The following is a 23,218-nucleotide window of genomic DNA, read 5'->3' as shown; positions in this document are numbered from 1 at the left end:
CCTGCTTACCAGGTGAAGAAGCCGCGCCCGGTCTTGCGCCCCAGCTCGCCGCGCTCGACCTTGGCGCGCAGCAGCGCGGGCGGCTCGAAGCGCGGCCCCAGCTCGGCGGCCAGGTGCTCGGCGATGGCCAGCCGCACGTCCAGGCCGACCAGGTCAGTCAGCCGCAGCGGCCCCATCGGCCAGCCGTAGCCAAGGCGCATCCCGGTGTCGACGTCCTCGGCGTCCGCCACGCCCTCCTCCAGCATCCGGATCGCCTCCAGGCCGACCGCGACGCCCAGCCGCGAGGTGGCGAAGCCGGGCGCGTCGCGCACCTCGATCACGGTCTTGCCCAGCGCCTCGGCCCAGCCGCGCGCCCGCGCCACGACCTCGGGTGCCACGCCGGGGTGGTGCACCAGCTCCACCAGTTCCCGCACGGGCACGGGGTTGAAGAAGTGCATCCCGAGGAAGCGCTCGCCGGGCAGGCCCTCGGCCAGCCGCGTGATGGACAGCGACGAGGTGTTGGAGGCCAGCACCGCGTCGGGGCAAGCGCTTGCGGCCTCGGCGAGCACCGCGCGCTTGAGCTCGGCGTCCTCGGGAACGGCCTCGACCACCAGCTCGGCGGGCACGTCGGCCAGCTTCTCCACCACGGTCAGCGCGGCGAGCAGGTCCTCGACGGGCCGGTCCAGCTTGCCGCGCTGGAACGCCTTCTCCAGCGACGCGCGGACCGCCGCCTGGGCCGCCGCCGCGCGCTCCGCGCCCGCCTCGGCGAGCACGACCTCGTGGCCGCCCGCGAGCAGCAGGTGGGCGATGCCCGCGCCCATGGTGCCCCCGCCGATCACCGCCGCGATCATCGCTGCACGACCTCCGCGGCGAACATCGCGACCAGGTCCAGCCCGCCGATCTCGGTCAGGTTGGCGCCCGCGGCCTGCCACTCCGGGGAGGAGAACGCCGCCTTCATCGCGGCCTCGGACTCGAAGTACATCTCGGCGACCAGGTACGGCTCGCTCTCGCCCAGGAACCCCGGCACGAACACCCGGCCGACCCTGGCGACCTCGGCGCGCACCAGGCCGGGCGTCTTGGCCACCAGCGGCAGGTGCGACTGGAAGTAGCGCTCCTCGAACGCCTCGGCGTCCTGCGGTTTCCGGTACAGCGCGATGTACTTGATCATGTGACACCTTCCGTCCGGCATGGCTGCCGGACTGTAACATCGGCACCATGGCGGGGTGCGGATCATCCTGCTGCGCCACGGCCAGAGCCTCGGCAACGTCGACGAACTGGCCTACTGCCGTATACCCGACCACGCTCTGCCGCTCACCCGGCGCGGCGAACGAGAGGCCGCCGCCGCCGGACCCCGGATCAAGACCCTCCTCGACGGCACCCCGGCCGCGGTCTACGTCAGCCCCTACGTGCGCACCCGCTCCACCCTGCGCGGCCTGGCACTGGGCCCGCTGGCCGAACGGGTCGTCGCCGAACCCCGGCTCCGCGAACAGGACTGGGGCAACCTCCAGGACCCGGTGCAGCAAGAAGTGCTCAAGCACCAGCGGCACGCCTTCGGCCACTTCTTCTTCCGACTCCCCAACGGCGAATCCGGCGCCGACGTCGACGACCGGCTCGCCGCGTTCCTGGGCGAACTGGAAAACCGGATGCGCCAACCCGACCACCCGCGCACCGCGCTCGTCGTCTCCCACGGCCTGACCATCCGGCTGCTCTGCCGCAGGCTCTTCGGCTGGAGCATCGAGCTGTTCGAATCCCTGTCCAACCTCAACACCTGCGAAGACCGCGTGCTCACCCACGACGGCACCCGCTGGCACATCGACCGCCCCTTCCCCCAGTGGCGCGACTCCCCCGACGGAGAAACGCAGTATTGAATTGACCCGGCTCCGCCGGGTCGGGCTCGGCCGCCTGGAAGTCGGCTGTATTGATGGCCGCTGCTCCGCAGACGGCGGCTCGGCCGCCCGGAAGTCGGCCCATCGGGACGCGTTTCGGAAAAATCGAAGGGCGTGATTTTTCCGAAAGGCATCCCGACAGGCCGACGCGGCCTCGCGTGGTGGTCGGGGAGGTGGAAAAAGCCGGGGTTGGGGGTGAGACGAATGCCACGGGATCTGTCTGGGGATTTGCGCGGATCGTGGGGCACGATCCGTGGAATGAGCTTCTACGACGTCTTGCACCGCCGCCGGGACACCAGGGGTGAGTTCACCGGCGCCCCCATCCCGCCGGACGTGCTGCGCCGGGTGCTCACCGCCGCGCACGCCGCGCCCAGCGTGGGCCTGTCCCAGCCGTGGGACTTCGTGCTGGTGCGCGACGAGCACACCCGCCGCGCCTTCCGCGACCACGTGCAGGCCGAGCGCAGCGTCTTCGCGTCCGAACTGGACGGTGAGCGCGCGGAGCTGTTCGCCCGGATCAAGGTCGAGGGGATCATGGAATCCTCGATGGGCGTCGTGGTCACCTACGACCCGGACCGGGGCTCGCCCGCCGTGCTGGGCAGGCACGCCATCGCCGACGCGGGCCTGTACTCGGTGTGCCTGGCGATCCAGAACCTGTGGCTGGCCGCCACCGCCGAGGGCCTGGGCGTGGGCTGGGTCAGCTTCTACCGGGAGGACGTGCTGCGCAGGCTGCTGGACATCCCGCCGAGGGTGCGCCCGGTGGCCTGGCTGTGCCTGGGACCGGTGGCGGGGCTGCCCGACACCCCCGACCTGGAGCGCCACGGATGGCGCAGCAGGCTGCCCCTGGAGGAAGTCCTCCACCAGGAGCGGTACAGGCGGCGTCCCGGCCGGTAGCCTGTGGGGACCGTGCCGGCGGTGTGGGGTCCGCGCGCCCCCATCGAGTCGGAATGGAGTGTCGAGCACGAGTGGAGCAGCAGGAGCCGCTGGTACCGGGACAGGTGCCGGAACAGGACCGCGAGGTCAAGGCGTTGCTGAACGCTGGCCGCCTCCCGGAGGCCAACACCCTGTTCGACCAGGTCATGACCAGGCTGCCGACCGGGCTGGACCGCTGGACGCGGTCGGCGGTGCTGGTGAACCGCGCCAAGCTCGCCTGGCGGCTGGGCCGCATCCCGCTGGCGCTGGAGCTGGCCGCCGAGGGCTGGACCGACCTGGACGGCGAGCAGCCCGACTCCCCGGCCGCCGCGCAGGCCATGCACTCGCTGGCCTACCTGCTGGAGGGCATCGGCAACCGGCGGGCCGCGGTGGACATGCTGCGCTCCTCGGTGCGGGCCGCGCGCCGCGCGGGCGCGGCCGAGGTGCTGGGCCACTGCCTGCAGGGGCTGGGCGGCACGCTGAACTTCCGCGCCATCTCTTCCCCGCCCGACGTCGCGCCCGCGATCTTCGAGGAGGCCAGGGACTGCCTCAAGGAAGGGCTGTCGCTGACCAAGGACGCGCAGATGCACCGCGCGCTGCTCGGCGCGTACAGCCGCTCGCTGGCCGGGGTCGGCGAGCTGGACCTGGCCGAGGAGCACGCCCGCGAGACGCTGCGGCTGGCCGCGCGGGCCGACGACAAGTGGGCGCTGGCGGTGGGCAACTGGGTGCTCGCGGTGGTCCGGCGGGACCAGGGCAAGCTGGTCGAGGCGCGCACCCTGGCCAGCCGGGCGGTCGCCGCGTCCGAGGCGATCAACGACCCGTCGCTGCTGCTGCGGTTCTCCCAGGACCTGGCCGACATCTGCGCCCGGATGGGCGACTCGGTGGGCGAGGCCGCCGCGCTGCGGTGCAGCGTCGCGGCGGGCAAGACGGCGTCGGAGACCCTCCAGGAGGGCCTGGCCCAGGCGCTGGAGCAGCGCCGGGTGGCGGTGCAGGCGCAGCGGCTGGCGGTGGCGGCGCAGGAGGCCGCCGCCCGCGACCCGCTGACCGGGCTGGCCAACCGGCTGGGCCTGGAGCGCGCGGCGGCCCGGCTGCTGGAGGGCTCGGCGGCGCGCGGCCGGGTGCCGTGGCTGGTGCTGGTCGACGTGGACTGGTTCAAGGACGTCAACGACGACGCCGGGCACGCGGCGGGCGACGCCGCGCTGCGCGAGATCGCCCGGCTGCTGCGCCGCGAGTGCCGGGCCGAGGACCTGGTGGCCCGGTGGGCGGGCGACGAGTTCGTGGTGCTGCTGGGCGAGGGCAACGCCCCCGACGTGGGCCCGGTGGTGGCCGAGCGCATCCGCGCGGCGGTGGACGCCCACGAGTGGAACGTGGTGCTGGGCACCGCCCGGCGGCCCACCGTGTCGATCGGTGTGGCGGCGGGTCCCGCCGCCCTGGATCAACTGTTCGCCGCGGCGGACATGGCGCTGTACCGGGCCAAGCGCAGGGGCCGCAACCGCGTCGAAGTGGAACCCTCGATCGACCTCCCCGTATAGCGCCCGCAAGTACCACCGGGGGCGCTCACACGGGCCGGTGACTACTACCCGGCCGCCCGAACGGGCATTGCGCGGGCTAGGCGATGAGGCCGCCGCGGAAGGCCACCAGCGCGGCCTGGACGCGGTTCACCGCGCCGATCTTGCCCAGCACGGAGGACACGTAGCCCTTCACGGTGGCCTCGGACAGGTGCAGGGTCGCGCCGATCTCGGCGTTGGACAGGCCCTGCCCGATCAGCACCAGCACCTCCCGCTCGCGCTCGGACAGCGAGGTCAGCAGCCGCCGGGCGGGTTCGGCCGCGCGCTCGCCGTCGGCGACCGCCGCCAGCACGCGGGCGGCCACGCCGGGGTCCAGCACGGCGCCGCCGCGAGCCAGGTCGCGCACCGCCCTGACCAGCTGCTCGGGCTCGGTGTCCTTGAGCAGGAACCCGCTCGCGCCCAGGCGCAGCGCCTCGCTGACGTACTCGTCCACGTCGAACGTGGTCAGCATGGCGACCTTGGGCGGGTCGGGCAGGTCGCGCAGCCTGCGCAGCGCCACCAGCCCGTCGGAGGAGCGCATCCGGATGTCCAGCAGAACGACGTGCGGGCGGTGCTTGCGCGCCAGGTCGACCACCAGGTGCCCGTCGTCGCACTCGGCCACGACCTCGACGTCCCCGGCGCTGCTGAGGATCATGCGCAGGCCCGACCGGACGAGGTCCTCGTCGTCGGCCAGCATCACCTTGATCACGACGCCTCCCCGAGTTGGCGTTTCGTGCTCGTACCGCCCCAGCATCGCGCACCATCGCGCAAGCGGGCGTTAATTCGCCGTTATCTCACCACGCCCCGGAAGGCGTTGGCCAGGGTCACGGCCCCTTGGGGCAGGCCGACCAGCGCGTTCACAGTTGCCAGGACACGCCTGGTCACCCCAGCGCGTGCGCGACCTCCTGGCGCAGCTGCGGGAGCAGGGCGTAGAGCAGGTCGCCGGGGCACAGGGTGTCGTAGTAATCGCGGTGGCCCTGGATCTCGGTGGGCGCGATGTCGTACTGCTGGCACGTGTAGGCGCAGAACGACACGAGCGAGTCCCACTGCAGGCGGGTCGGCTCGACCACCATGTACGTGCCCTCGTTCTCGATGCCGATGGCGTCGAGGTTCTGGCCGGGGCAGTGCGCGCCCTGCACCACCCGGTCGCCCGCCCGCAGCGCGTCGAGGCTGCCGTGCCTGCCCTCCATCAGGAACCCGCCTCGGCTGTTGGTGAAGTGCTGCCCCGAGTCGATCCACTTGTTGCGGTCCATGTGCAGGTCCTGGATCCACCTGGCGTGCGCGCAGGCGTGCGCCAGCGAGTAGTCGGTGACGTTGTCCGAGGCGGTGTGGTGGACGAGGATGCGCACCGGCCGCCGGGCGGCGACGGTCAGCGGGCCGGACGGGGGCCGCGCGCCCCAGTCGGCGCAGCCCCGGATGGGCAGCAGGGGGGTGGCCCCCGCCGCGGGCGCGCCGAGGCGGGCCAGCAGGCCCCCGGCACCGAGCCCGGTGAGCAGTCGTCGACGTCGCAGCATGTCAATTCTTTTCCCACTGTCAGCGAATATGGTCAAGCGGCAACACCCGTACGGCCGATCGGGTTCGGCTAAACGCGAAGCACTTTCGTGATAGCGAGCGGAAAAGTAACGTGCGCCACACCAAACCCGGCTGGAAGGAGCTTCGCGCCATGCGGAGAGCCGCCCGATCGATCGCCGCGGCCGCCGTCCTGGTGACGGTGGCCGCCGTCGCGTCCGTCCCGGCGCGGGCGGAGCCGACGGCCGCGGCGTTCGCCGCCGACGACTTCTGCCTCGGCCAGTGCCACGACATCGTGCCGCCGGGCCAGAACGGCAACGCCACGCTCGCCCAGATCCTGGCGCACCAGGTGTTCGGCACGCGCCCCGCGCACGCGGCCGACCAGCTCGACGAGTACGACGCCCTCGCGTCGGGCTACCGGGGCTTGACCAACGAGCAACTGGGCACCTTCTTCAACGACGCATCCTTCGGCGTGCCCGCCGACCAGGTCGAGAGCACCATCTCACCGCGCGCTGACGTCACTATCGTCCGGGACAAGGCCCTGGGCATGCCCCACATCTACGGAACCACTCGATCGGGCACCGAATTCGGCGCGGGCTACGCCGCGGCGCAGGACCGGCTGTGGCTGATGGACCTGTTCCGCCACCTCGGCCGGGGCCAGCTGTCCGGGTTCGCGGGCGGCGCGGAGGGCAACCGCGCGCTGGAGCAGAGCTTCTACACCCAGATCCCCTACACCGAAGCCGACCTGCAGGCCCAGATCGACCGCGTGGCCGCGCAAGGCGAGCGCGGCGCGCAGGCGCTGCGGGACGTGACCGACTACGTGGCGGGCATCAACGCCTACATCCAGCGGGCCGTCGCCAACCGCGACTTCCCCGGCGAGTACGTCCTGACCGGACACGCCGACGCGATCACCAACTGGAACGACATCCAGCCCTTCAAGACCACCGACCTGGTCGCCATCGCGGCCGTCGTCGGCGGGCTGTTCGGCGCGGGCGGCGGCGGCGAGGTGCAGAACGCGCTGGTGAAGCTGGCCGCGCAGAACCGCTACGGCGCCGAGGCAGGCGACCGGGTGTGGCGCTCGTTCCGGCAGCAGAACGACCCCGAAGCGGTGCTGACCCTGCACGACGGACAGCGCTTCCCGTACGCCACCACCCCCGCGGACCCGCAGGGCGTCGCGCTGCCCGACGGCGGCGTGGTGACCCCCGAACCGGTCGTCCACGACGAGACCACCTCGGCGCGGTCCACCGTGGACGTCCCCGCCGACCTCAAGGCGGCGGAAGGGCTTTTCGCCGACGGCGTGCTGCCGCGCGACCTGCTCACCAAGACGCACGGCATGTCCAACGCGCTCGCGGTCTCCGGCGCGCACACCGACACCGGCAACCCGGTCGCCGTGTGGGGGCCGCAGACCGGCTACTTCGCGCCGCAGCTGCTGATGCTCCAAGAGCTCAACGGCCCCGGCCTGCGGGCGCGCGGCGTGTCGTTCGCGGGCGTGAGCATGTACGTCCAGCTCGGCCGCGGCGTGGACTACTCGTGGAGCGCCACCTCGGCCGGCCAGGACATCACCGACACCTACGCCGTCGAGCTGTGCGAGCCCGACGGCAAGCCGGCCTCCGCCGCGTCGCTGCACTACCGCTACCACGGGCAGTGCCTGCCGATGGAGCGGTTGGAGCGCAAGAACTCCTGGAAGCCGACAGTCGCCGACCCGACCCCCGCCGGCTCCTACACGCTGGTGATGCACCGCACCAAGTACGGCCTGGTGCACAGCCGCGCCCGCGTGGACGGCAAGCACGTCGCCTACACCTCGCTGCGCTCCACCTACCTGCACGAGGTCGACTCCATCATCGGCTTCCAGGAGTTCAACGACCCCGACGCGATCCGCTCGGCGCAGGACTTCCAGCGCGCCGCCGAGCACGTCGGGTACGCGTTCAACTGGTTCTACGCCGACTCGCGCGACATCGCGTACTTCAACTCCGGCGCCAACCCCGTGCGCAAGTCCTTCGTGGACCCGAACCTGCCCGTCAAGGCGGAGCCGTCCTACGAATGGGAGGGGTGGAACCCGAACGACAACACCGCCACCTACACACCGTTCGCCCAGCACCCCAACTCGGTGAACCAGGACTACTACATCAGCTGGAACAACAAGCAGGCCCTGGACTACACGTCCTCGGGCTACGGCAACGGCTCGGTGCACCGCGGCGACCTGCTCGACGACCGGGTGCGCGCCATGGTCTCCAGCGGTACGAAGGTGACCCGCGCGTCGCTGACCAGGGCGATGGCCGAAGCGGGCGTGGCGGACCTGCGGGCCGAGCAGGTGCTGCCCGACCTGCTGCGGGTCATCGACACCGCGACCGTGGCCGACCCCGCGCTGGCCGCGACCGTGGCGAAGCTGCGCGCCTGGCTGGCGGCGGGCGGGCTGCGCGAGGAGACCACCAGGGGCAGCAGGACCTACGCGCACGCCGACGCCATCCGCGTGCTCGACGCCTGGTGGCCGATCCTGGTGCGCGCCCAGTTCCAACCCGGCCTCGGCGACGCCCTCTACACCGAGCTGACCAGGGCCGTCCAGGTCGACGAGCCGCCGTCCGACGCGCACGGCGCCCAGCCGCACAAGGGCTCCTCGTTCCAGTACGGCTGGTGGAGCTACGTGGACAAGGACCTGCGCGCGGTGCTGGGCGAACCGGTGCGGGGCCCGCTGGGCGCGAAGTACTGCGGCGGCGGGGACCTGGCGCAGTGCAGGCAGGTGCTGCTCGACAGCCTCGCCCAAGCCGCCGCCGTGCCCGCCACGGCGGTCTACCCCGGCGACGACAGCTGCGCGGCGGGCGACCAGTGGTGCGCCGACACGATCATCCACCGCCCCATGGGCGGCATCACCCACGACAAGATCAGCTGGCAGAACCGGCCCACCTACCAGCAGGTCGTGCAGTTCCCCGCACGGCGCGGCACCACCGTGGCCAACCTCGCCGCGGGCGGCACGGCCACCGCCAGCAGCTATGAGCGCGGCGCGCACCACTCGCCGCCCGCCAACGCCGTCGACGGCGATCCGGGCACCCGGTGGGCCAGCGACTGGAGCGACCGGCAGTGGCTCCAGGTCGACCTGGGCGCGGTGCGCCGGGTCGGCCGGGTCGTGCTGTCGTGGGAAGCCGCCTACGCGAAGGGCTACCGCCTTGAAATTTCCCGTGATGGAGCACAGTGGCATGAAGTTTTCATCACGAATGCAGGTAATGGCGGTAAAGATGTTGTCCCGTTCGCCTCGGCCGAGGCACGATTCGTACGAATGACGGGTACCCAACGAGCCACGGGCTACGGATACTCGCTGTACGAGCTTGAGGTCTACGACACGTAGACCGGTCCGCAGGAAGACCCCGGTCCACCCCCAGGGACCGGGGTCTTCCGCCTTCTCAGGCGGTCCGCTCAGGTGGGCAGGGGCGTGAACAGGTAGTTCCGCACCCGGTCGGTGATCCGGTCGACCCGCGTCCAAGCCCCCCGGTGCCACACCGACATCCGGTAGCCGCGCTCGCCCAACCACGACGCCACGTCGTCCGCCCGGTAGCCGAACCGCCGGACGTGCCGCTCCTCGACCTCCAGCAGCAGCTTCGGCCGGAACCTCCCGATGGTGTCCTCGCCGCCCTGCAGCACGCGCAGCTCCGCGCCCTCCACGTCGGCCTTGACGAAGTCCAGCCGCTCGACCCCGTTGGCCGCGCAGAACCGGTCCAGGGTGTCCGTGCGCACCAGGACCTCCACGTGCTCGGAGAACTCGGCGTTGGACCCCAGCCCGTCCGCGCCCGCGGTGAGGAAGGAGCGGCCCGTCACCGGCGTCCCGTGCCGCACCGGCACGCTCATCACCTCCTGCCCCTCGGAGGAGCCCAGCGCTACGGAGTGCCGGACCACGTTGCGGCCCTCGCGCGGGCGCAGCAGGTAGGACAGCGCAGGGTGCGCGAAGACCAGCGGCTCGACGCTGTGCACCGTCCCGCTCGGCCCCACCAGGCGGGACAAGGTCACGGTGTAGAGGCCGAGCGCGGCACCGATGTCGACGCACACGTCGCCGGGCCGCACCACCTCGCGCAAACCGATCAGCTCGGGCTCGACGAACGGCGTCAACCGCGCCAGCACGCGCAGCGCGCCCGCCACGGCGGCACCCCGCACCTCGGTCAGGTTCTCGATCACCCCACCACAGTAGGGAATCAGTGCCGAGGCGCGACCCCGTTCGGCCGGGATGCCCCGTTGACGTGCCCCTGGACGTGCCCCTGGACGTGCCCTTGGACGTGCTCCTTGGCGTGTTCCGGGACGTGCTCTTCGGCGGGCGGCAACTGGCGCGCCAACCCCACCTGCTCGGCGAACTCCGCCGCCACCCCCGACCCGCCGTAGATCCCCAGCGCCTGCGCCAAGTGCTGGCGCAGATCCGTGCGGTGCCCGTCGGACAACCGGGGCAGCGCGCTCTCGAAGCTGGTCACCAGCGTGTCGGCCCAGTGCCTGCCCTCCCGCTGGGAAGCGATCCGGACCAGCTCGGCCAGCTGCTGCGACAGCGCGACCGCCTGCTCGACCTGGTACCCGTTGCGGTGCAGCCACCAGATCGTCGCCGTGGACAGGTCGGTCAGCACCTCGTCGCGCAAGTACCGGATCTCGGCCCGCTCCGCCTCCCGCTCGGCCTGCCGCACCGTCGTGGCCCGCAGCAGCTCGATGTGCTTGCGCGCCATCTCCATGTCCGCGTCCAGCACGTGCAGGTCCACCCCCTCGGCGCGGGCGAACACGTGCGTCCCCTCCACCTGCCGCTCCGTCGCCAGCTCATCCGCGAGCTGGTGCCGCAACGGCGCGCAGTGCACCAGCATCGCGCGCTCCGTGATCGCCTTCGCGCGCTGCACCACGTCGTTGACCGCCGCGCTGCGCGGGGCGTTGTGCCGGGCCCCGGTGGTCAGATCCACCCGCCAGTGCACGGTGAACTTCGCCTGGAAGTCCAGCCCGTAGACCGCGCTCGGCAGCGGCGTCTCGAACGGGTGCTCGTGCGAGGTCGGCGGCGGCACGAACGTGAACTGCTCGGCGTTGCGCGCCTGCCTGCGCCGCCACCAGGCGCCGAACGCCCCGAGTGGTCCGGGCCGGAAGTCGGGCCAGGGTCTGCCGCTCATGAGGTGCCGCTCCCGCTAGAGGTGGTTGCCTTCTCCCTACCTCACCCGGTCGCCGGGGAGAAGATGGCGTGGACCACTTCCCCCCAACAGCGGAGAGCGCTCCCAGCCCATCCTCACGCGCGGTGCACGGATGCCGTGGGGAGGGGGTCGCGGATGAGGGCCGGTCGGGTGAGGCCCCACCGACGAGGAGGGCGCGGGCACCCGGTACGCTGTTGCCCGCGCCCTCGTAGCTCAGGGGATAGAGCATCGGTTTCCTAAACCGTGTGTCGCAGGTTCGAATCCTGCCGGGGGCACTCACCTTTCGCCGGGTGAATCAGGCCCTGAGCTGCGTCTACGCGCTCGGGGCTTGATCTTTTAGGTCAGTCACTCTCGGCTGGAATCTGCCCCTGTTTGCCGCCGTCCACGGGACAGCCACGGGACAGACGAAGGCCCCCGGAGGAGCGCTCCGAGGGCCGTTCACGCCGGGGGATCACCCGAGAACGCCGTCAATCCGGCTGTTGAGGCTGTCGCGCTGGCCGTCCACGCACTTGGCGTAGACCTTGAGCAGCACGTCCACCGAGTGACCAGCCCGCGCCGCCACCTCCGTGGCCGGGACACCCGCGTTCAGCCACAGCGAGACCGCAGCATGACGCAGGTCGTACGGCCGACCCGCCAGCGGCGAGGCGACCCGATCCGGCGGAAGGGCGTACGTCCGCGCCTCGGCCCACACCCGCGAGTAGGTCGAGGAGGACACCATGCCACCCCCAGGAGCCCGGAACAGCCGCCCGTCCGCCGCCGTGCCGTACCGGTCCAGGTGCGCCCGCAGGAGAGCCACCAGGACAGGTGGAATGGGCACATAGCGCAGGTCGTTCGTCGCCCGGTGCTTCAGGCCCCGCCGGTCGTGCACCTCCCCCGAGTCGGTCCACCGCTTGCCCGCCGCCGGACGCGACTCGCCGAGCGCCAGCTCCCCCCAGCCGGACTCCGGGAGCTTGCAGTCCCCCTCCCGGAGCGCCAGCGCCTCAGCCGGTCGAGCGGCCGAGTAGTACAGCGTGGCGAAGAACGCCTCCAGATGCGCCCCTCGCTCCCTGTTTCGACGCCCGACGTAGGTCACCCCGGTCAGCAGCTCCCGCACCTGCCGAGGGTTGGCCACTACCCGAGGGTCCACCTGCTCGACCAGCTTCGGAGCCGCCCGCTTGACCTTGTCCAAGGGGTTGTCGGGCAGCAGCTCCCGCTCCACCGCGTAGGAGAGCAGGTTGAACAGCACGGCCCGCTTGCGCCGGTAGGTCGAGGCCGCCACCTGCCCGCCGTCGATCTTCGTGCTGATCACGTCCAACAGCTCCCGTGCGGTGCCCAGGTCAGCCAGGTCGATCAACGATCGGGACCGCCGAGCCAGCCACTCCGCCACGTCCCGATCCGCCCCCGGTAGCTCCTGCGCCCGCGCGGGAGGAGGCAGCAGGTGCGTCCGCAGCACCCGCCGAAGATCGGCGTACGCGGGACGACCCACGCCGTCCAGGACGAACGCCGCCCCGGCGGTGGCCAAGCCGTCAACCGTGCTCTCCCGCGTCTTGGCAGCAGCGCTGGGCCACTTCACCTCCATGTAGAACTGCGCGAACTCCAGGAAGGACAAGGAGTTGCGGCGCTTCAGCTCCGAGACCGGCAGCCCGGTCTCAACGTCGAACCCCTCCCCTCTGCGAGCCGCCTGCATCAACTCCGAACGCCGACTGCTGGCCTGCGCCTTGATCTCGAACCACGCCGAGTGCTCCCGGTCATCCGTGATCCACCGGACGCCGTACTTGCGACGGCGGTTCTTCTTGAGCTGGATCTCCCAGAACCGGACGTTGAACGTGGTCCTCATGCCGCCGCCCGGTAGAGGTCATCCAGCCAGGCGAGGAAGTCCACCCGCTTGCAGCGCAACTCACCGTTGGGCAGCGCGAAGCACCGAGGCCCCTTCCCCGTCTGCCGCCACTTGTAGAACGTGTCCCGCGAGACCTCCCCGCCCAGGGCCTCCAGCATCTCCGGAACGGACATCAACTCCGCCAGCTCACGCACCTTGCCGTTCATCTTTCCCCCTGTTTACGCAGCTAGAGCAGTTGCCGAACGCTCTGACGGACTCGCCGAGGCCAGGAGCGCGGCGGTGTACTCGGCCTTCCACCTGCGCCGTTCGGCGACGGCCCGCAGCAGCAGGTGCGGCCGTGGAGGCACGTTCGGGTCACCGGGCTGGACGTTGTTCCACACGACCCGTGCGGGTTGGTCCTCCTGCTTGATCCCGACGTCGGCCAGCAGTTGCCGAACGAAGGTCACCCGGTCGTGCTTGTGGTCGGCGAGCGACTTGCCGGACCACTTCCGCGACACCAGCACCCGCCGACCGGCCACGCCCAGCGTCGAGCGCTTGTGGGCCTTGCCCTTGCACTTGCCCGGCTCCATCGACAGCCGAGCCCCACGCGGTTGGACGCCGTAGAGCAGCCACACCGGGCACTGCGGCGAGCACGGGGTGACCGCCAACTCCGCGCACAGCCGTTCCGCGTGCTCCTCCTGCCGCGTGGTCTGCGCCTGGTAGCACTCGCCGATGCTCTTGGTCAGGTACTTGGTCAGGTAGCCGATGTGGCGGCCGGCCTCTTCGGTGCCGCCGAGGATGCCCTTGGAGTGCACCTGGACCCCGAACCGCGCCACGTGCGCTGGACGCTCCACCTGGTCCAACGCCTCTTCCCAGGTAGGCAGAGCCGTGCGGGTCTGCCGGTCCACGAAGCCCTTGGCACGGGCGTCCCACACCGGCAGGTTGTCCCCGCTGTACTTGATCTCGTCATGGGCGGGCCACCACACCTGGTGGTAGGTGGCTTCAGCCACCGCGCGCAGCTCCGCCCGCGAGATGCTGCCCCGGATGGCCGCGTGCCAGTGCGGCGCCAGCCGCCGCTGAGGCTCGACGGTGGAGAAGTACTGCACATCCCAGCCCACGCAGCGCCGCAGGTTCTGCACGAACCGGTCCAGCAGGGCCGCGAAGTGCACCGCGTCCCGAGCCGCCCGCCGGTAATCATAGGTGCGCGGATCGACCGGGGTGCCGTCCGGGCGGACCTTGCCGTAGCTGTCCAGGGTCAGCGTCAGGAACGTCGAGGGCCGGTACTTGCCCCCGAACACCCGCCCCACCGTGCGCTTGGCCACCGGCCGCCGGGGCAGGTTGGGCGCGTCCTGCCGCCGCCTGGTCGAGCGCTTGCGGACAGCCCGAGGCCGAGCCTGCAAGGGCGGGAGTGAACCGCGGACTCCCATCTGCCGAAGCTCCGCGTCGATCTCGGCGACCTCTTCGCGCACCTCCTCCGCGCCGACCTCATCGCCCTCTTCCACGGCCTGGCGGTAGGCCGCGACCAGATCGGCCCGGAACGTCGTCAGCGCCCGCTGATCCTCGCTGGGCTGGTTGGGGGTGAAGTCGGGTTCCTCGGTCAGGTGCCACCCCTCCCGGCACTGGGCCATGCGCAACCGGCGGTTCTTCTCCGCGCAGGTCGGGCACACGCTGGCCACCGTCGAGCCGCAGGGCACGGGCACGATGTCCACGCGCCCGGTGTCCAGATCGATCCGCTCCTTGGCCAGGGGCCGGACGCACACGCCGTGTTCCTCGGCGACGGCCCGAGCCACGTCCAGCGCGGCGGGCTGCTTCATGCGGTCGGCGCGGGTCAGGTACTCGCTCACGCCGCCACCTCCCCCGAGCCGTCCGGGCGGGTGGGAAAGTCGTGCACGGTGCCCTTGGCCAGGTAGGAGCCCAGCTCGATCAAGTCGGCGTCGGTGACGTGGAAGGCCCGAGCCCGCTCCGGCTCCCGCTGCCCGTCCTCCTTCAGCCACGCCACACCGGGGGTGTTTTCGCTGATCTCGTGCGCCGCCGCGCCCCGCTGCCGCACCCCGTCCCCAAGCACCATGTCCACCTGTTGCGGCTCATCCAGCCGCAGGGCCACGCGGGTGGTGAACAGGTGCCGGAAGCCCACGACCTCCTTGCGCGGGTCCTGCACCAGGCCCACGACCGCGTAGCCGGGTGCCCGTCCCTGGGAGGTGATGGTCTGGATAGCTCGCGCCGCCCGCTCGCGCAGGTTCTTGTCCGGTTGGTAGGCGATCAGATCGGCCAGCTCGTCGACGACCAGGACCGTGAACGGCTCCCCCGACGAGCGCGCCCACAACCGCCGGATGCCCCGGTAACGAGACGCCCGCTCCTTGACTTCCGAGGCCAGTTCTTCAAGCAGGGCAACGGCTTCCGGCCCGTTGTCGTAGATTACGCGGTCGAAGGCGTCCGGGCACTGACCCAGCTCCATACCGCCCTTGGGGTCGATGCCGACCAGGCGCACCAGGCCCGCGCGGATGGCCGGGGCGAGCTGCCACACGATCGACCACAGCACCGAGCCCTTGCCCGCACCGGGCACGCCGACCACGAGCACCTGAGAGCCCAGCAGCCGCAGCCGCCACGGCTTGCCCGTCTCGGTCCGGCCCACCACCACCCGCTTGAGGTCCACCTCCGCCGAGTCGCCGAGGACAGGCACCGGCACCGGCCGGGCCAGCGGATCGCGGTGCACGAAGTCCAGCTCCAGCAGCCGGGGCCGCAGCACCCGCACCCGGCACGAACGGGCGTGGAAGGAGTGCGCCAGGTTCTCCCGCCGCAGCTCCCACGCTTCCGGCGACTGGGCCGGGGTCATCCGCACCCGAACCCGGTCCCGCCAGCCCTCCGACCGCACCCGCCGCAGCTTGGGCCGGTACTCCCGCCCCCGGTTCTGCTTGGCCAGCTCCGCCAGGCGCATCACCGACCGCCACCGGGGCACGTAGACCGTGGCTCGCCGCCACTCGGTGACCAGCCGGTACCAGCAGTGCCGCAGGAACGAACCGCGATCCAGCCCGAACCACACCAGTAGCGCCGCGACCAGCGACAACAGCGCCAGCACCAGCGGCGAGAGCCCGAACCGCCACCAGCACCAGGCCGCCGAGGCCGGAACCAGCGTCACCACCGGATAGCGGACCACGACGAGCACCAGGCGCACGACGGCCACTAGGGCCAGCCACACCAACGCCACCAGCGCCGCGATCCACTTGGCCTTGCCGGGCACCAGCACCCACCACGGCACCCGAGGCCGCACGCCCTCGAACGGAGCCGGATCGACCCACCTGCCGCCGTTCATCGGGCACCGCCCGACCGGGAGCCGAAGTCCAGCTCCAGCGCCCCCGCACAGGTGTTGCACTCCCTCTGGCCACTCAGCAGCCGCGCGAACCTCTTGCACGTCGCGCAGCGCGTTCGAGTGACCCTCTCTGGCGCACGCTCGCGCCCAAGCCCTACGCTCATCGTTGTTCACTCCGAGTCGGTGTGGACAACGCAGGAGCGGCGAGGTTGGTAGCCGGATTCCGCTCCTGCGTCTTACGTCTCCGTTGTGCCGCAACAAGGTGTGCGGCATCGCCACATGACCCCGCAGGATCATGCGTTCTGTCCAATCAGGACTTTCTAGGGTTCGTCGGGGCTGATCGCCTCCCCCTTCTCGCGCTCGCGCGTGGCCCAGTACAGGGCCTCGTGGTGGTGCCCGCGATCGATCTCGGCGACCTGCCGGTACACCTCCGCGCTACGCAGGTAGAAGACCCGCCACAGCGACCGCGGAGCAGTCGGCGCGGGCATCAACTTCCCCAGCACCTCGTGCGCGTCCTTGAGCGTGGTCACCTCACACGCCGCCGCCCACGGATCGACCTTCCCGGTCTTGGCCGTCATCAACGACTACCCCCGACCGGACCAGGCGAGGCGTCCAACGCCTCCTGCCCGTTGACCAGGGCTTTGATCAGCTGAGGCAGCGCGTCCCTGTCCACGATGAGCACCGCCGGGAAAGCCTGGCCGAAGCGCAGCTCCACCCGGTTGGCGAAGGCCAGCGGCTCCACCCGGATGGGCAGGTTGGCGGTCACGTGCAACCGCACCATGTCCTGCGCCACCGGGTCACGCGGCCTTGGACGCGGGCTTGGCGACCACCGGCTTCATACCGGAGGCCCGCAGGCTGTACCCGAGCTTGGCACGGCAGCGGTGCCGCTCACCGACATGACTGCCCCGGCACGCCTTGTCATCGATCCACGGCGTGACCGTCAGCCCCTCGAACACCACCGGCCGCACGTCGGTGCCGGGGATGGCCTCCGGCGGCACCGGCTGTTGAGCAGCCGCGATCTTCACCGTGACCGCCGCGTCGGTCTTGCGCTCCGCCGCCTGGTCGATCACCAGGACCGACCAGACCAGCAGGCCGGTCTCCTTGTCCTTCTCCTGCTCCACCGGCAAGCCCCGCTGCCGATCCTCGGCGGACTGGAACTTCAGCACCGGCTCGACGCTCATCACCAGCGCACCACGCGGAAAGACGAAGTCGTGCGACGTGGGGAGCCTGCTCCCACCTGTGATCGCCACGGCCGTTCTCCTGTCGTCGATGTCGGCCGGACCCGCTGTCCAGCATCTCGACACCTACGACTTTCGGCGAAAACGTAGGACGTCAGCACCACATGACAGGACATCTAGAGACGTCTATCTTGATCAGAGACGTCCCTGACGCGTCCTAGAGGAGGATCATGTCCAACGAACGGCTACGAGACGCGTTGCTGCGCAACGGTCTCAATTACGAGCACGTCTCCAAGGCCACCGGTGTGGACCAGAAGACCGTGGAGCGATGGGTCACCAAGGGCCGCACGCCCTACCCCCGCCACCGCCACACCATCGCCGCCTTGGTCCGCGAGACCGAAGGCTACCTGTGGCCCGACGCCGTAGCGCCCCAGCGCAAGGCCGAGATCACCGAATCCGAGCTGGTCAAGCTCTACCCCCACCGCAACTCGATCCCGCCGGACCTGTGGGACCACCTCATCACCAACGCCACCCAGCATGTGGAGGTCCTGGTCCACGCCGGGATCTTCCTGATCGAACGGCCCACGTTCGTCCGCGACTTGGCCCGCAAAGCCGAGGCCGGAGCCCGCATCCGACTGAACTTCGGCGACCCCGCCAGTCGCGAAGTCGCCCGCCGCAGCGACGAGGAGCAGCTAGGCAAGGGCACGCTCGGCTCCCGCATCCGCAACGCCCTGGCCTTCTACAGGCCGCTCCAGGACGTCGAGGGCGTAGAGATGCGCTTCCACAGGACCACCCTCTACAACTCCATCTTCCGGTTCGACGACGAGATGATCATCAACACCCACGTGTATGGCTTCCAGGGCGCACACGCCCCCGCCCTGCACCTGCGCCGCCTCTCGGCAGGCGATCTCTTCGAGACCTACTCTGAGAGCTTCGAGCACGTCTGGAACCTGTCCAAGCCAGCGACGTTCTAGGGAGCCACCACATGGGCCGCGTGGACTACTTCCACGACCCGAACGCCCCCAAGGCCAACAGCCTCCGCCCCGCCGTCAGCGCCTTCGTCCAGGACGACCAAGGCCGCATCCTCATGATCCGCCGCACCGACAACGACAAGTACGCCATCCCCGGCGGACAGCAGGAGGTTGGAGAAACCCTATCCGAGGCCGCAATCCGGGAAACTAAAGAAGAAACCGGAGTCGAAATCGAAGTCAAGGGATTGATCGGCCTTTACTCGAACCCTCGCCACATCATCGCTTATGACGACGGAGAGATCCGACAGGAGTTTTCCATATGCTTCCGCGGCAGTCCGATTGGCGGAACTCTAACCAGTAGCAGCGAATCAAAGGAAGTGCACTGGGTCGACCCGAAAGAGATAAACAATCTCGACATCCACCCTTCCATCCTCTTGCGCATAAGCCACGGGCTAGCACGAACCGATAGACCTTTCTTCACATAGAAAACTCTCATTAGCGGGTCACCAGAGGCGTCCACGGCTCCCCGCAATGATAACTTTTTGCGCAAGGAAGCGAATCACCTCGATGTCATGAGCGAGACGCTCAGCCTCCTTTCCGAAAGGTAACAGAACCTCCGCCCGACCTCCTCCATTCTCTTTGCCGTGAACGATTCTACATCGAATGTCATAGACGCGGTCGGCCACCTGGTCGCCAATGCGCGCGGAGCCTCTCAGATTGAGCACCGCGACATCCTTGAGGTAGTCCTTCTTAGTAAGCTTCTCCAGCCGCTCGTCGTCCTCTTGCAGGAACTCGCGAAGCTGGTCGTCGCTCAAACACCTGTTTAGGGTTGTGCATAACTGATCACGCTCCGAGGGCGCACTCTTCCCCGCCTGCATGGCTAGCCCGATAAGCTTTGTAAGCTGCGCATCACTTTCCTTGTCAAACCTGGGGTCTCGCAATTCCTGGCGCACTCTTTCCATTACGTCTGCCTGCCAGAAGGAAGGGAAGAAAAACTCGATAGCCTGATAGTAAGCGAGATACTCCAACAGTGGCGTTTGCGTAGCCGCCCTAGCGTAGGTATATAGAGACACGGCAGGAGCAGCATAATTGTTGCGCGGAAGGGTTACCGGCTGTGAGTCCGCGTCTACAATTATCCGCGCCGGATCGTTCCTCGACCGTCTCCGCATGAACCCCAATGGCAATCCAAATCTAACATCAAGCTCAAAGAACAGGCCGGAGGCGTATGTTTCCATAATTTTAAGCGCCTCGTCATGGCGATCGGTGTCGACGTCATGAATCTTCAACGTCGGGGAACGGTCCCAAAGCGTACCGCCGAACAGACCACTAAGCGACCTCGACATTGGTGACAACTCTACAGTATACGGACACTCATCGTGCCTGAGTTCCAACTTCCAGTCACGATAATCAGCATAGTAGTCGTCTCCTTCCAAGCCATCTTCCTGAGCTCTAGATGACTCGCTACCGAAGCGCCGTTGACGATCAACCTCGGCAAACCTTACACCAGGAAGCTGCCGCACCCACTTATTTACCTGCACCTCGTTTCCGGCGAGTGAACGTGTTACGGCCTCGATAACTTTCTCTTGAGGACGGAACACGGCGGCATACGTATCCAAGAACTTCCATGTCTCGAACGAGCCCTCAATCAGGTACCGGCCGCCGATAGGTCGGATCGTGGTCGGACGCACGTCACGACCACTTGAAAAATGAACTACAAGCGAATAGCGGAACCTCTTTGGCGCATCAACGTCCTCGAACACCTCGTATTTCATCCCTTTTGCGCGAGCATGATCCAAGACATCATCTCGCTCGTCGCCGAAGGACACTCCATCCGGGTTCTCGACCAGCACACGAACCATGCCACCCGCCCACAATCCAATAGGTCTCAGTGCACCTCTATCGCATCGCAACCCCGCCGCGTTTCATCTGAGCAACTGCCGAATCCGGCTCTACGGGATCAAGGCGCGCCGCCTGCGGCAGCGCGCGGCTGGTCCGGTCGCACGTTGGCACCGACTCCCCGCATCACGGCACGCCAGGCTCCCGCTCCGCTCCGCCCAGCGGCCGTGCGCGGAGTCGGTGCACGCGGACCGGAGGCGGCGCGCAGCGCAGCACCGAGCTGGAGCCAGGGAGCCCGCGGCTTGCCGGTCGGGACGATCGCGCGGTCACGCGGCTAGCGTGGGCTGGGCACGGCGATCGACTGCCGCGACGGCTGCGCCGTCTTGCCACCGAGCCGTGAGGCCGACGAGGGCCAGGCCGCCGGAAGCGCTCACCACGGGACGCGGGACAGTCACGGGACAGCGCCCCACGCACCAACGGTAGGAAGGACCGTGTGCGCTGGTCAGCAGCAGTGAGCCAGCCCGGAGCCGACTCTCCTTCCTAAACCGTGTGTCGCAGGTTCGAATCCTGCCGGGGGCACTCACCTTTCGCCGGGTGAATCAGGCCCTGAGCTGCGGCAACGCGCTCGGGGCTTGATCTTTTCCACCGGCCGCCGCCTGCCCCCACCCCGGTCCCCTGCCGCTACTTCTTCTTCACGACACCCAGGTAGACGCCGTACAGCAGCTCCAGGCCGCCCATGAACATGAGCACGACCCCCACCTTGGTCAAGGTGATCACCGGGGTGTGGACATCACCTGTGAACAACCAGAGCAGCAAACCGACGGCGACCGTGACACTCCCACCCGCCAGCGCTTTCGTTGCCGGACTCATCCCACGCCTTCCGCTCTCGGCTCTCGTCCTCCTGAACACGCCGGGCACTCCCCCCGTCGCTCTGACGTGCCGTAACGTACTGGAATCGGCCTGCTGTCCGACGGTGTTCGAAAGATTCACCCCGGCGAAGACGCGGTCCGGAAGTCGAGTGACACCGGGAGACTGACTAGGGTTCATTGGGGCCGATCGCCTCTCCCTTCTCGCGCTCGCGCGTGGCCCAGTACAGGGCCTCGTGGTGGTGCCAGCGGTCGATCTCGGCGACCTGCCGGTACACCTCCGCGCTACGCAGGCAGAAGACCCGCCAGAGCGATCGCGGAGCAGCAGGCGCGGGCATCAACTTCCCCAGCACCTCGTGCGCGTCCCTGAGCGTGGTCACCTCACGCGCCGCCGCTCACGGGCCAGCTCCCGACAGAACTGCAGGCAAGGGGTTGCAACGGTGTAGTTGTAGATGCTCCAACAGCGCTTCGATTTTCTTGTTGATGACATTTCATCGCCCGTCGATGCACTTCGCGTACACCTTCAGCAGCACGTTCACCGAGTGCCCCGCCCGCTCCGCCACCTCGGCGGCCGGGGGGCACCGCCGTTGAACATGGGCCGTAGTAGCCGACCGCGAAAGACGCCGTCAGGTGCGCGCCCCTCTCGTTCCGCCGCCCGTCGTCATGCTGCCGTCCTCGCCGCCACGCTCGCCTGTCGTCACATACGGCTGTTCTGCTGGCCTGCGTGCGCGGCGAGGTCATCGGCCAGCTTCTGTACGAGGCGCTGCAGGAAGCGCTGCGTGAACCAGCGCGCCCACCACGGCGCGGTGTACTGGCCTCGCCAGTGGATGAGAGTCCCACCGTTGGTCGGCGTCAGCTCGACTCGCGCCCGGTAGTCACGGATGACCGGCAGGAACTCCGCTTCGTAGGCGAACAAGGCAGGCTCCCGCAGTTCCGTGATCTGCTCCCGGCTGACGTTCTTGCCCTTGCGGAACGCGCGAACCGCTCCGACCTGATCACGGCCGGCCGGGTCGAGGTTCGCCGAGCGCTCCCGGTCCAGCTCACCCAGGGACGACCACCGGGGCCACGACTCGGCATCGACCAGTAGCGCCCAGATCGCTTCCCGGGGCGCTGTGGAGAAGGCGGAAACGGCGTAGTGAAGCATGGTGTCCCCTTGTTCATCGCGTAGGTTGAAGTACCGCTGTGCACCGGCGCGGTGTCCCTCGCGCGGCTGTCGACGTCACCGGGTCGCGGGCAGGGGCAGGAAGCGCCGGAAGGTCGACAGGGCGAAGCCGAATCCGCGAGCGGTGGACTTGGTGATCATGGCGGTTCTTTCGGGTCAGCGGCAGAGTGCCGCAACGAGTGGCGTTCCGATGGGCGATCTCGCAGGGCCTGCCGACCAGCCACCGGCAAATCCGTGATCAGGCGGGCTGCGAGGTTCGGCGGTTTGCCTCCGACTCGGTGACCGCTCTTTCGCTTCGGCCACCACCACGCCCGGTGTCCGGCGGACGGCGGTTCACGACGCGCTCCGCGACTCGACTCCTGCGCCGGCTGCCGCCAGTGGCCGTGTCGTCGGAACGCCAGTGGGTGCGGTCAGCCGCAACAGCAGGGCCGCCAGTGCGACGAGTGCGCCCCGCTCGGCCAGCCCCAGCCAGTCGGGCAAGTCCGTGCCTGCCAGGATGTGCGGCACGTGGGGAAGCAGGAACGCGGCCGAACCGATGGCGGCGATGACCGTCGCGATGGTCAGGTCCCACCGCCGTGCGCCTGCCGAACGGGCGGCGAGTACGCCCGCGACCGGCAGCAGGATGAACACCAGCGCACCCGCGCAGCGATGTATCTGGCCCGAGAGGTGAACCGGCTCGTTCGGCAGGTTCGTGGGGAACGCAGCGAGCAGGGCCACGGCCGCGCACCACGCCAGGAGCACTCGACGGACCACCGCGGTCGCGGTCGACGTCGCGGCGAGCCCGGCTGTGACCAAGCCCGCGGCGGCGATCCCGATCAACAGGGCCCCCGCCGGAAGTGCGATGTAGTCGCTGACCGTCTGGGCGAAGAGATCCATCCTGCCCGCGCCGACCAGTTCGAGGACGACCAACGTCGCGGCGGCGAGCGCGATCCCGAGCATGGCCGTGGTGTGCGGCGACACCAGGCGTGCGCCGTTGGTGTCGGGCTGGTCGCCAGGTTCTGCGGCACGGGAACGCAAAGCGATCGACTGGGTGGTCACGTTGTCACCTCGTTGGTCTGTAGGCGGACGTATGCCGATTCGGGTGCGCGCGACGGCGAACAGGCGGCGCGCCTGCGCTGAGCAGGCAGTCAGTCGCGAT

General features: G+C 69.4%; 24 protein-coding genes and 1 tRNA gene. 7 read left to right on the top strand and 18 right to left on the bottom strand.

Going from position 1 to position 23,218, the window contains the following annotated elements; genetic code table 11:
- Positions 1-5 precede the first annotated feature (5 nt).
- Both JOF41_RS34315 and JOF41_RS34310 read right to left on the bottom strand, forming a co-directional pair.
- Entirely contained in the window at positions 6-830 is an 825-nt protein-coding gene (locus JOF41_RS34315) for a 3-hydroxyacyl-CoA dehydrogenase family protein (protein ID WP_189220962.1), read from the bottom strand.
- Complete coding sequence (locus tag JOF41_RS34310; RefSeq protein WP_189220963.1) at positions 827-1,147, bottom strand: EthD family reductase; 321 nt, start codon at positions 1,145-1,147, stop codon at positions 827-829. The genes JOF41_RS34315 and JOF41_RS34310 overlap by 4 nt, the downstream gene beginning before the upstream one ends.
- 55 nt (positions 1,148-1,202) lie before the next feature.
- Between JOF41_RS34310 and JOF41_RS34305 the strand changes: the two genes are divergently transcribed.
- The 3 genes from JOF41_RS34305 (at position 1,203) to JOF41_RS34295 (ending at position 4,306) form a co-directional block, all read left to right on the top strand.
- On the top strand, positions 1,203-1,847 hold the full coding sequence (locus JOF41_RS34305; protein WP_189220964.1) for a histidine phosphatase family protein: 645 nt from the start codon (positions 1,203-1,205) through the stop codon (positions 1,845-1,847).
- Between the two features lie 276 nt (positions 1,848-2,123).
- Entirely contained in the window at positions 2,124-2,756 is a 633-nt protein-coding gene (gene bluB, locus JOF41_RS34300; RefSeq protein ID WP_189220965.1) for a 5,6-dimethylbenzimidazole synthase, read from the top strand.
- Positions 2,757-2,827: 71 nt separating this feature from the next.
- Positions 2,828-4,306, top strand: coding sequence for a diguanylate cyclase (locus JOF41_RS34295; RefSeq protein ID WP_229794835.1), 1,479 nt, complete (start codon positions 2,828-2,830; stop codon positions 4,304-4,306).
- A 76-nt stretch (positions 4,307-4,382) separates the two neighbouring features.
- Here the strand turns inward: JOF41_RS34295 and JOF41_RS34290 are convergent, their stop codons facing one another.
- Positions 4,383-5,030 carry a response regulator gene (locus JOF41_RS34290; protein WP_189220967.1) on the bottom strand — a complete coding sequence of 216 codons (648 nt, stop codon included), beginning with the start codon at positions 5,028-5,030 and terminating at the stop codon, positions 4,383-4,385.
- A gap of 172 nt (positions 5,031-5,202) precedes the next feature.
- Positions 5,203-5,835 (bottom strand): peptidoglycan recognition protein family protein, encoded by a 633-nt coding sequence (locus JOF41_RS34285; protein ID WP_209623814.1) that lies wholly within the window; start codon positions 5,833-5,835, stop codon positions 5,203-5,205.
- Positions 5,836-5,984: 149 nt separating this feature from the next.
- Here JOF41_RS34285 and JOF41_RS34280 point away from each other — a divergent pair, with 149 nt between their 5' ends.
- Positions 5,985-9,170 (top strand): penicillin acylase family protein, encoded by a 3,186-nt coding sequence (locus JOF41_RS34280; protein ID WP_209623813.1) that lies wholly within the window; start codon positions 5,985-5,987, stop codon positions 9,168-9,170.
- A gap of 68 nt (positions 9,171-9,238) precedes the next feature.
- On the opposite strand, the gene JOF41_RS34275 is transcribed toward JOF41_RS34280, so the two are convergent.
- The gene (locus JOF41_RS34275; RefSeq protein ID WP_209623812.1) at positions 9,239-9,991 is read right to left on the bottom strand and encodes an FkbM family methyltransferase; all 753 of its coding nucleotides are present in this window, start codon (positions 9,989-9,991) and stop codon (positions 9,239-9,241) included.
- 17 nt (positions 9,992-10,008) lie between these two features.
- Positions 10,009-10,947, bottom strand: a complete 939-nt coding sequence (locus tag JOF41_RS34270) for a hypothetical protein (RefSeq protein WP_229794838.1) — start codon at positions 10,945-10,947, stop codon at positions 10,009-10,011.
- Between the two features lie 220 nt (positions 10,948-11,167).
- Between JOF41_RS34270 and JOF41_RS34265 the strand changes: the two genes are divergently transcribed.
- Positions 11,168-11,240: transfer RNA gene (locus tag JOF41_RS34265), tRNA-Arg, on the top strand.
- A 176-nt stretch (positions 11,241-11,416) separates the two neighbouring features.
- On the opposite strand, the gene JOF41_RS37545 is transcribed toward JOF41_RS34265, so the two are convergent.
- The 7 genes from JOF41_RS37545 to JOF41_RS34230 all read right to left on the bottom strand — a co-directional run bounded on the left by JOF41_RS37545 (position 11,417) and on the right by JOF41_RS34230 (position 17,317).
- Complete coding sequence (locus tag JOF41_RS37545) at positions 11,417-12,781, bottom strand: tyrosine-type recombinase/integrase (RefSeq protein WP_244989766.1); 1,365 nt, start codon at positions 12,779-12,781, stop codon at positions 11,417-11,419.
- Complete coding sequence (locus JOF41_RS34255; RefSeq protein ID WP_244989765.1) at positions 12,778-12,987, bottom strand: helix-turn-helix transcriptional regulator; 210 nt, start codon at positions 12,985-12,987, stop codon at positions 12,778-12,780. The genes JOF41_RS37545 and JOF41_RS34255 overlap by 4 nt, the downstream gene beginning before the upstream one ends.
- A 12-nt stretch (positions 12,988-12,999) precedes the next feature.
- Entirely contained in the window at positions 13,000-14,574 is a 1,575-nt protein-coding gene (locus tag JOF41_RS34250) for a replication initiator (RefSeq protein ID WP_209624630.1), read from the bottom strand.
- Between the two features lie 26 nt (positions 14,575-14,600).
- Positions 14,601-16,070, bottom strand: coding sequence for an FtsK/SpoIIIE domain-containing protein (locus JOF41_RS34245; protein WP_209623811.1), 1,470 nt, complete (start codon positions 16,068-16,070; stop codon positions 14,601-14,603).
- 317 nt (positions 16,071-16,387) lie between these two features.
- Entirely contained in the window at positions 16,388-16,645 is a 258-nt protein-coding gene (locus JOF41_RS34240; protein WP_209623810.1) for an AMED_5909 family protein, read from the bottom strand.
- Positions 16,645-16,860: a hypothetical protein gene (locus JOF41_RS34235; protein WP_307867648.1), complete on the bottom strand. Its 216-nt coding sequence runs from the start codon at positions 16,858-16,860 to the stop codon at positions 16,645-16,647. The genes JOF41_RS34240 and JOF41_RS34235 overlap by 1 nt, the downstream gene beginning before the upstream one ends.
- Positions 16,861-16,864: 4 nt before the next feature.
- Positions 16,865-17,317: a hypothetical protein gene (locus JOF41_RS34230; protein WP_307867647.1), complete on the bottom strand. Its 453-nt coding sequence runs from the start codon at positions 17,315-17,317 to the stop codon at positions 16,865-16,867.
- A 158-nt stretch (positions 17,318-17,475) separates the two neighbouring features.
- Between JOF41_RS34230 and JOF41_RS34225 the strand changes: the two genes are divergently transcribed.
- Positions 17,476-18,219: a DUF5919 domain-containing protein gene (locus tag JOF41_RS34225; RefSeq protein ID WP_209623809.1), complete on the top strand. Its 744-nt coding sequence runs from the start codon at positions 17,476-17,478 to the stop codon at positions 18,217-18,219.
- A gap of 11 nt (positions 18,220-18,230) precedes the next feature.
- Positions 18,231-18,701 (top strand): NUDIX hydrolase, encoded by a 471-nt coding sequence (locus tag JOF41_RS34220; protein WP_209623808.1) that lies wholly within the window; start codon positions 18,231-18,233, stop codon positions 18,699-18,701.
- Between the two features lie 18 nt (positions 18,702-18,719).
- On the opposite strand, the gene JOF41_RS34215 is transcribed toward JOF41_RS34220, so the two are convergent.
- The 5 genes from JOF41_RS34215 to JOF41_RS34200 form a co-directional block, all read right to left on the bottom strand.
- Positions 18,720-20,066 (bottom strand): hypothetical protein, encoded by a 1,347-nt coding sequence (locus JOF41_RS34215; RefSeq protein ID WP_209623807.1) that lies wholly within the window; start codon positions 20,064-20,066, stop codon positions 18,720-18,722.
- A 667-nt stretch (positions 20,067-20,733) separates the two neighbouring features.
- Positions 20,734-20,922 carry a DUF5708 family protein gene (locus JOF41_RS37540; RefSeq protein ID WP_189220971.1) on the bottom strand — a complete coding sequence of 63 codons (189 nt, stop codon included), beginning with the start codon at positions 20,920-20,922 and terminating at the stop codon, positions 20,734-20,736.
- A gap of 166 nt (positions 20,923-21,088) precedes the next feature.
- Entirely contained in the window at positions 21,089-21,298 is a 210-nt protein-coding gene (locus tag JOF41_RS34210; protein ID WP_189220972.1) for an AMED_5909 family protein, read from the bottom strand.
- A gap of 317 nt (positions 21,299-21,615) precedes the next feature.
- Positions 21,616-22,062, bottom strand: a complete 447-nt coding sequence (locus tag JOF41_RS34205) for an SRPBCC family protein (RefSeq protein ID WP_209623806.1) — start codon at positions 22,060-22,062, stop codon at positions 21,616-21,618.
- Positions 22,063-22,413: 351 nt separating this feature from the next.
- A complete protein-coding gene (locus JOF41_RS34200; protein ID WP_209623805.1) occupies positions 22,414-23,118 on the bottom strand; it encodes a DUF998 domain-containing protein in 705 nt (234 codons plus the stop codon).
- Positions 23,119-23,218 lie beyond the last annotated feature (100 nt).

This window comes from Saccharothrix coeruleofusca (assembly GCF_017876325.1).
In the GTDB taxonomy this organism is placed as follows: Bacteria; Actinomycetota; Actinomycetes; order Mycobacteriales; family Pseudonocardiaceae; genus Actinosynnema; species Actinosynnema coeruleofuscum.
The sequence above is the reverse complement of the archived record's forward strand: the minus strand, read 5'-3'. Positions and strand labels throughout refer to the sequence as shown.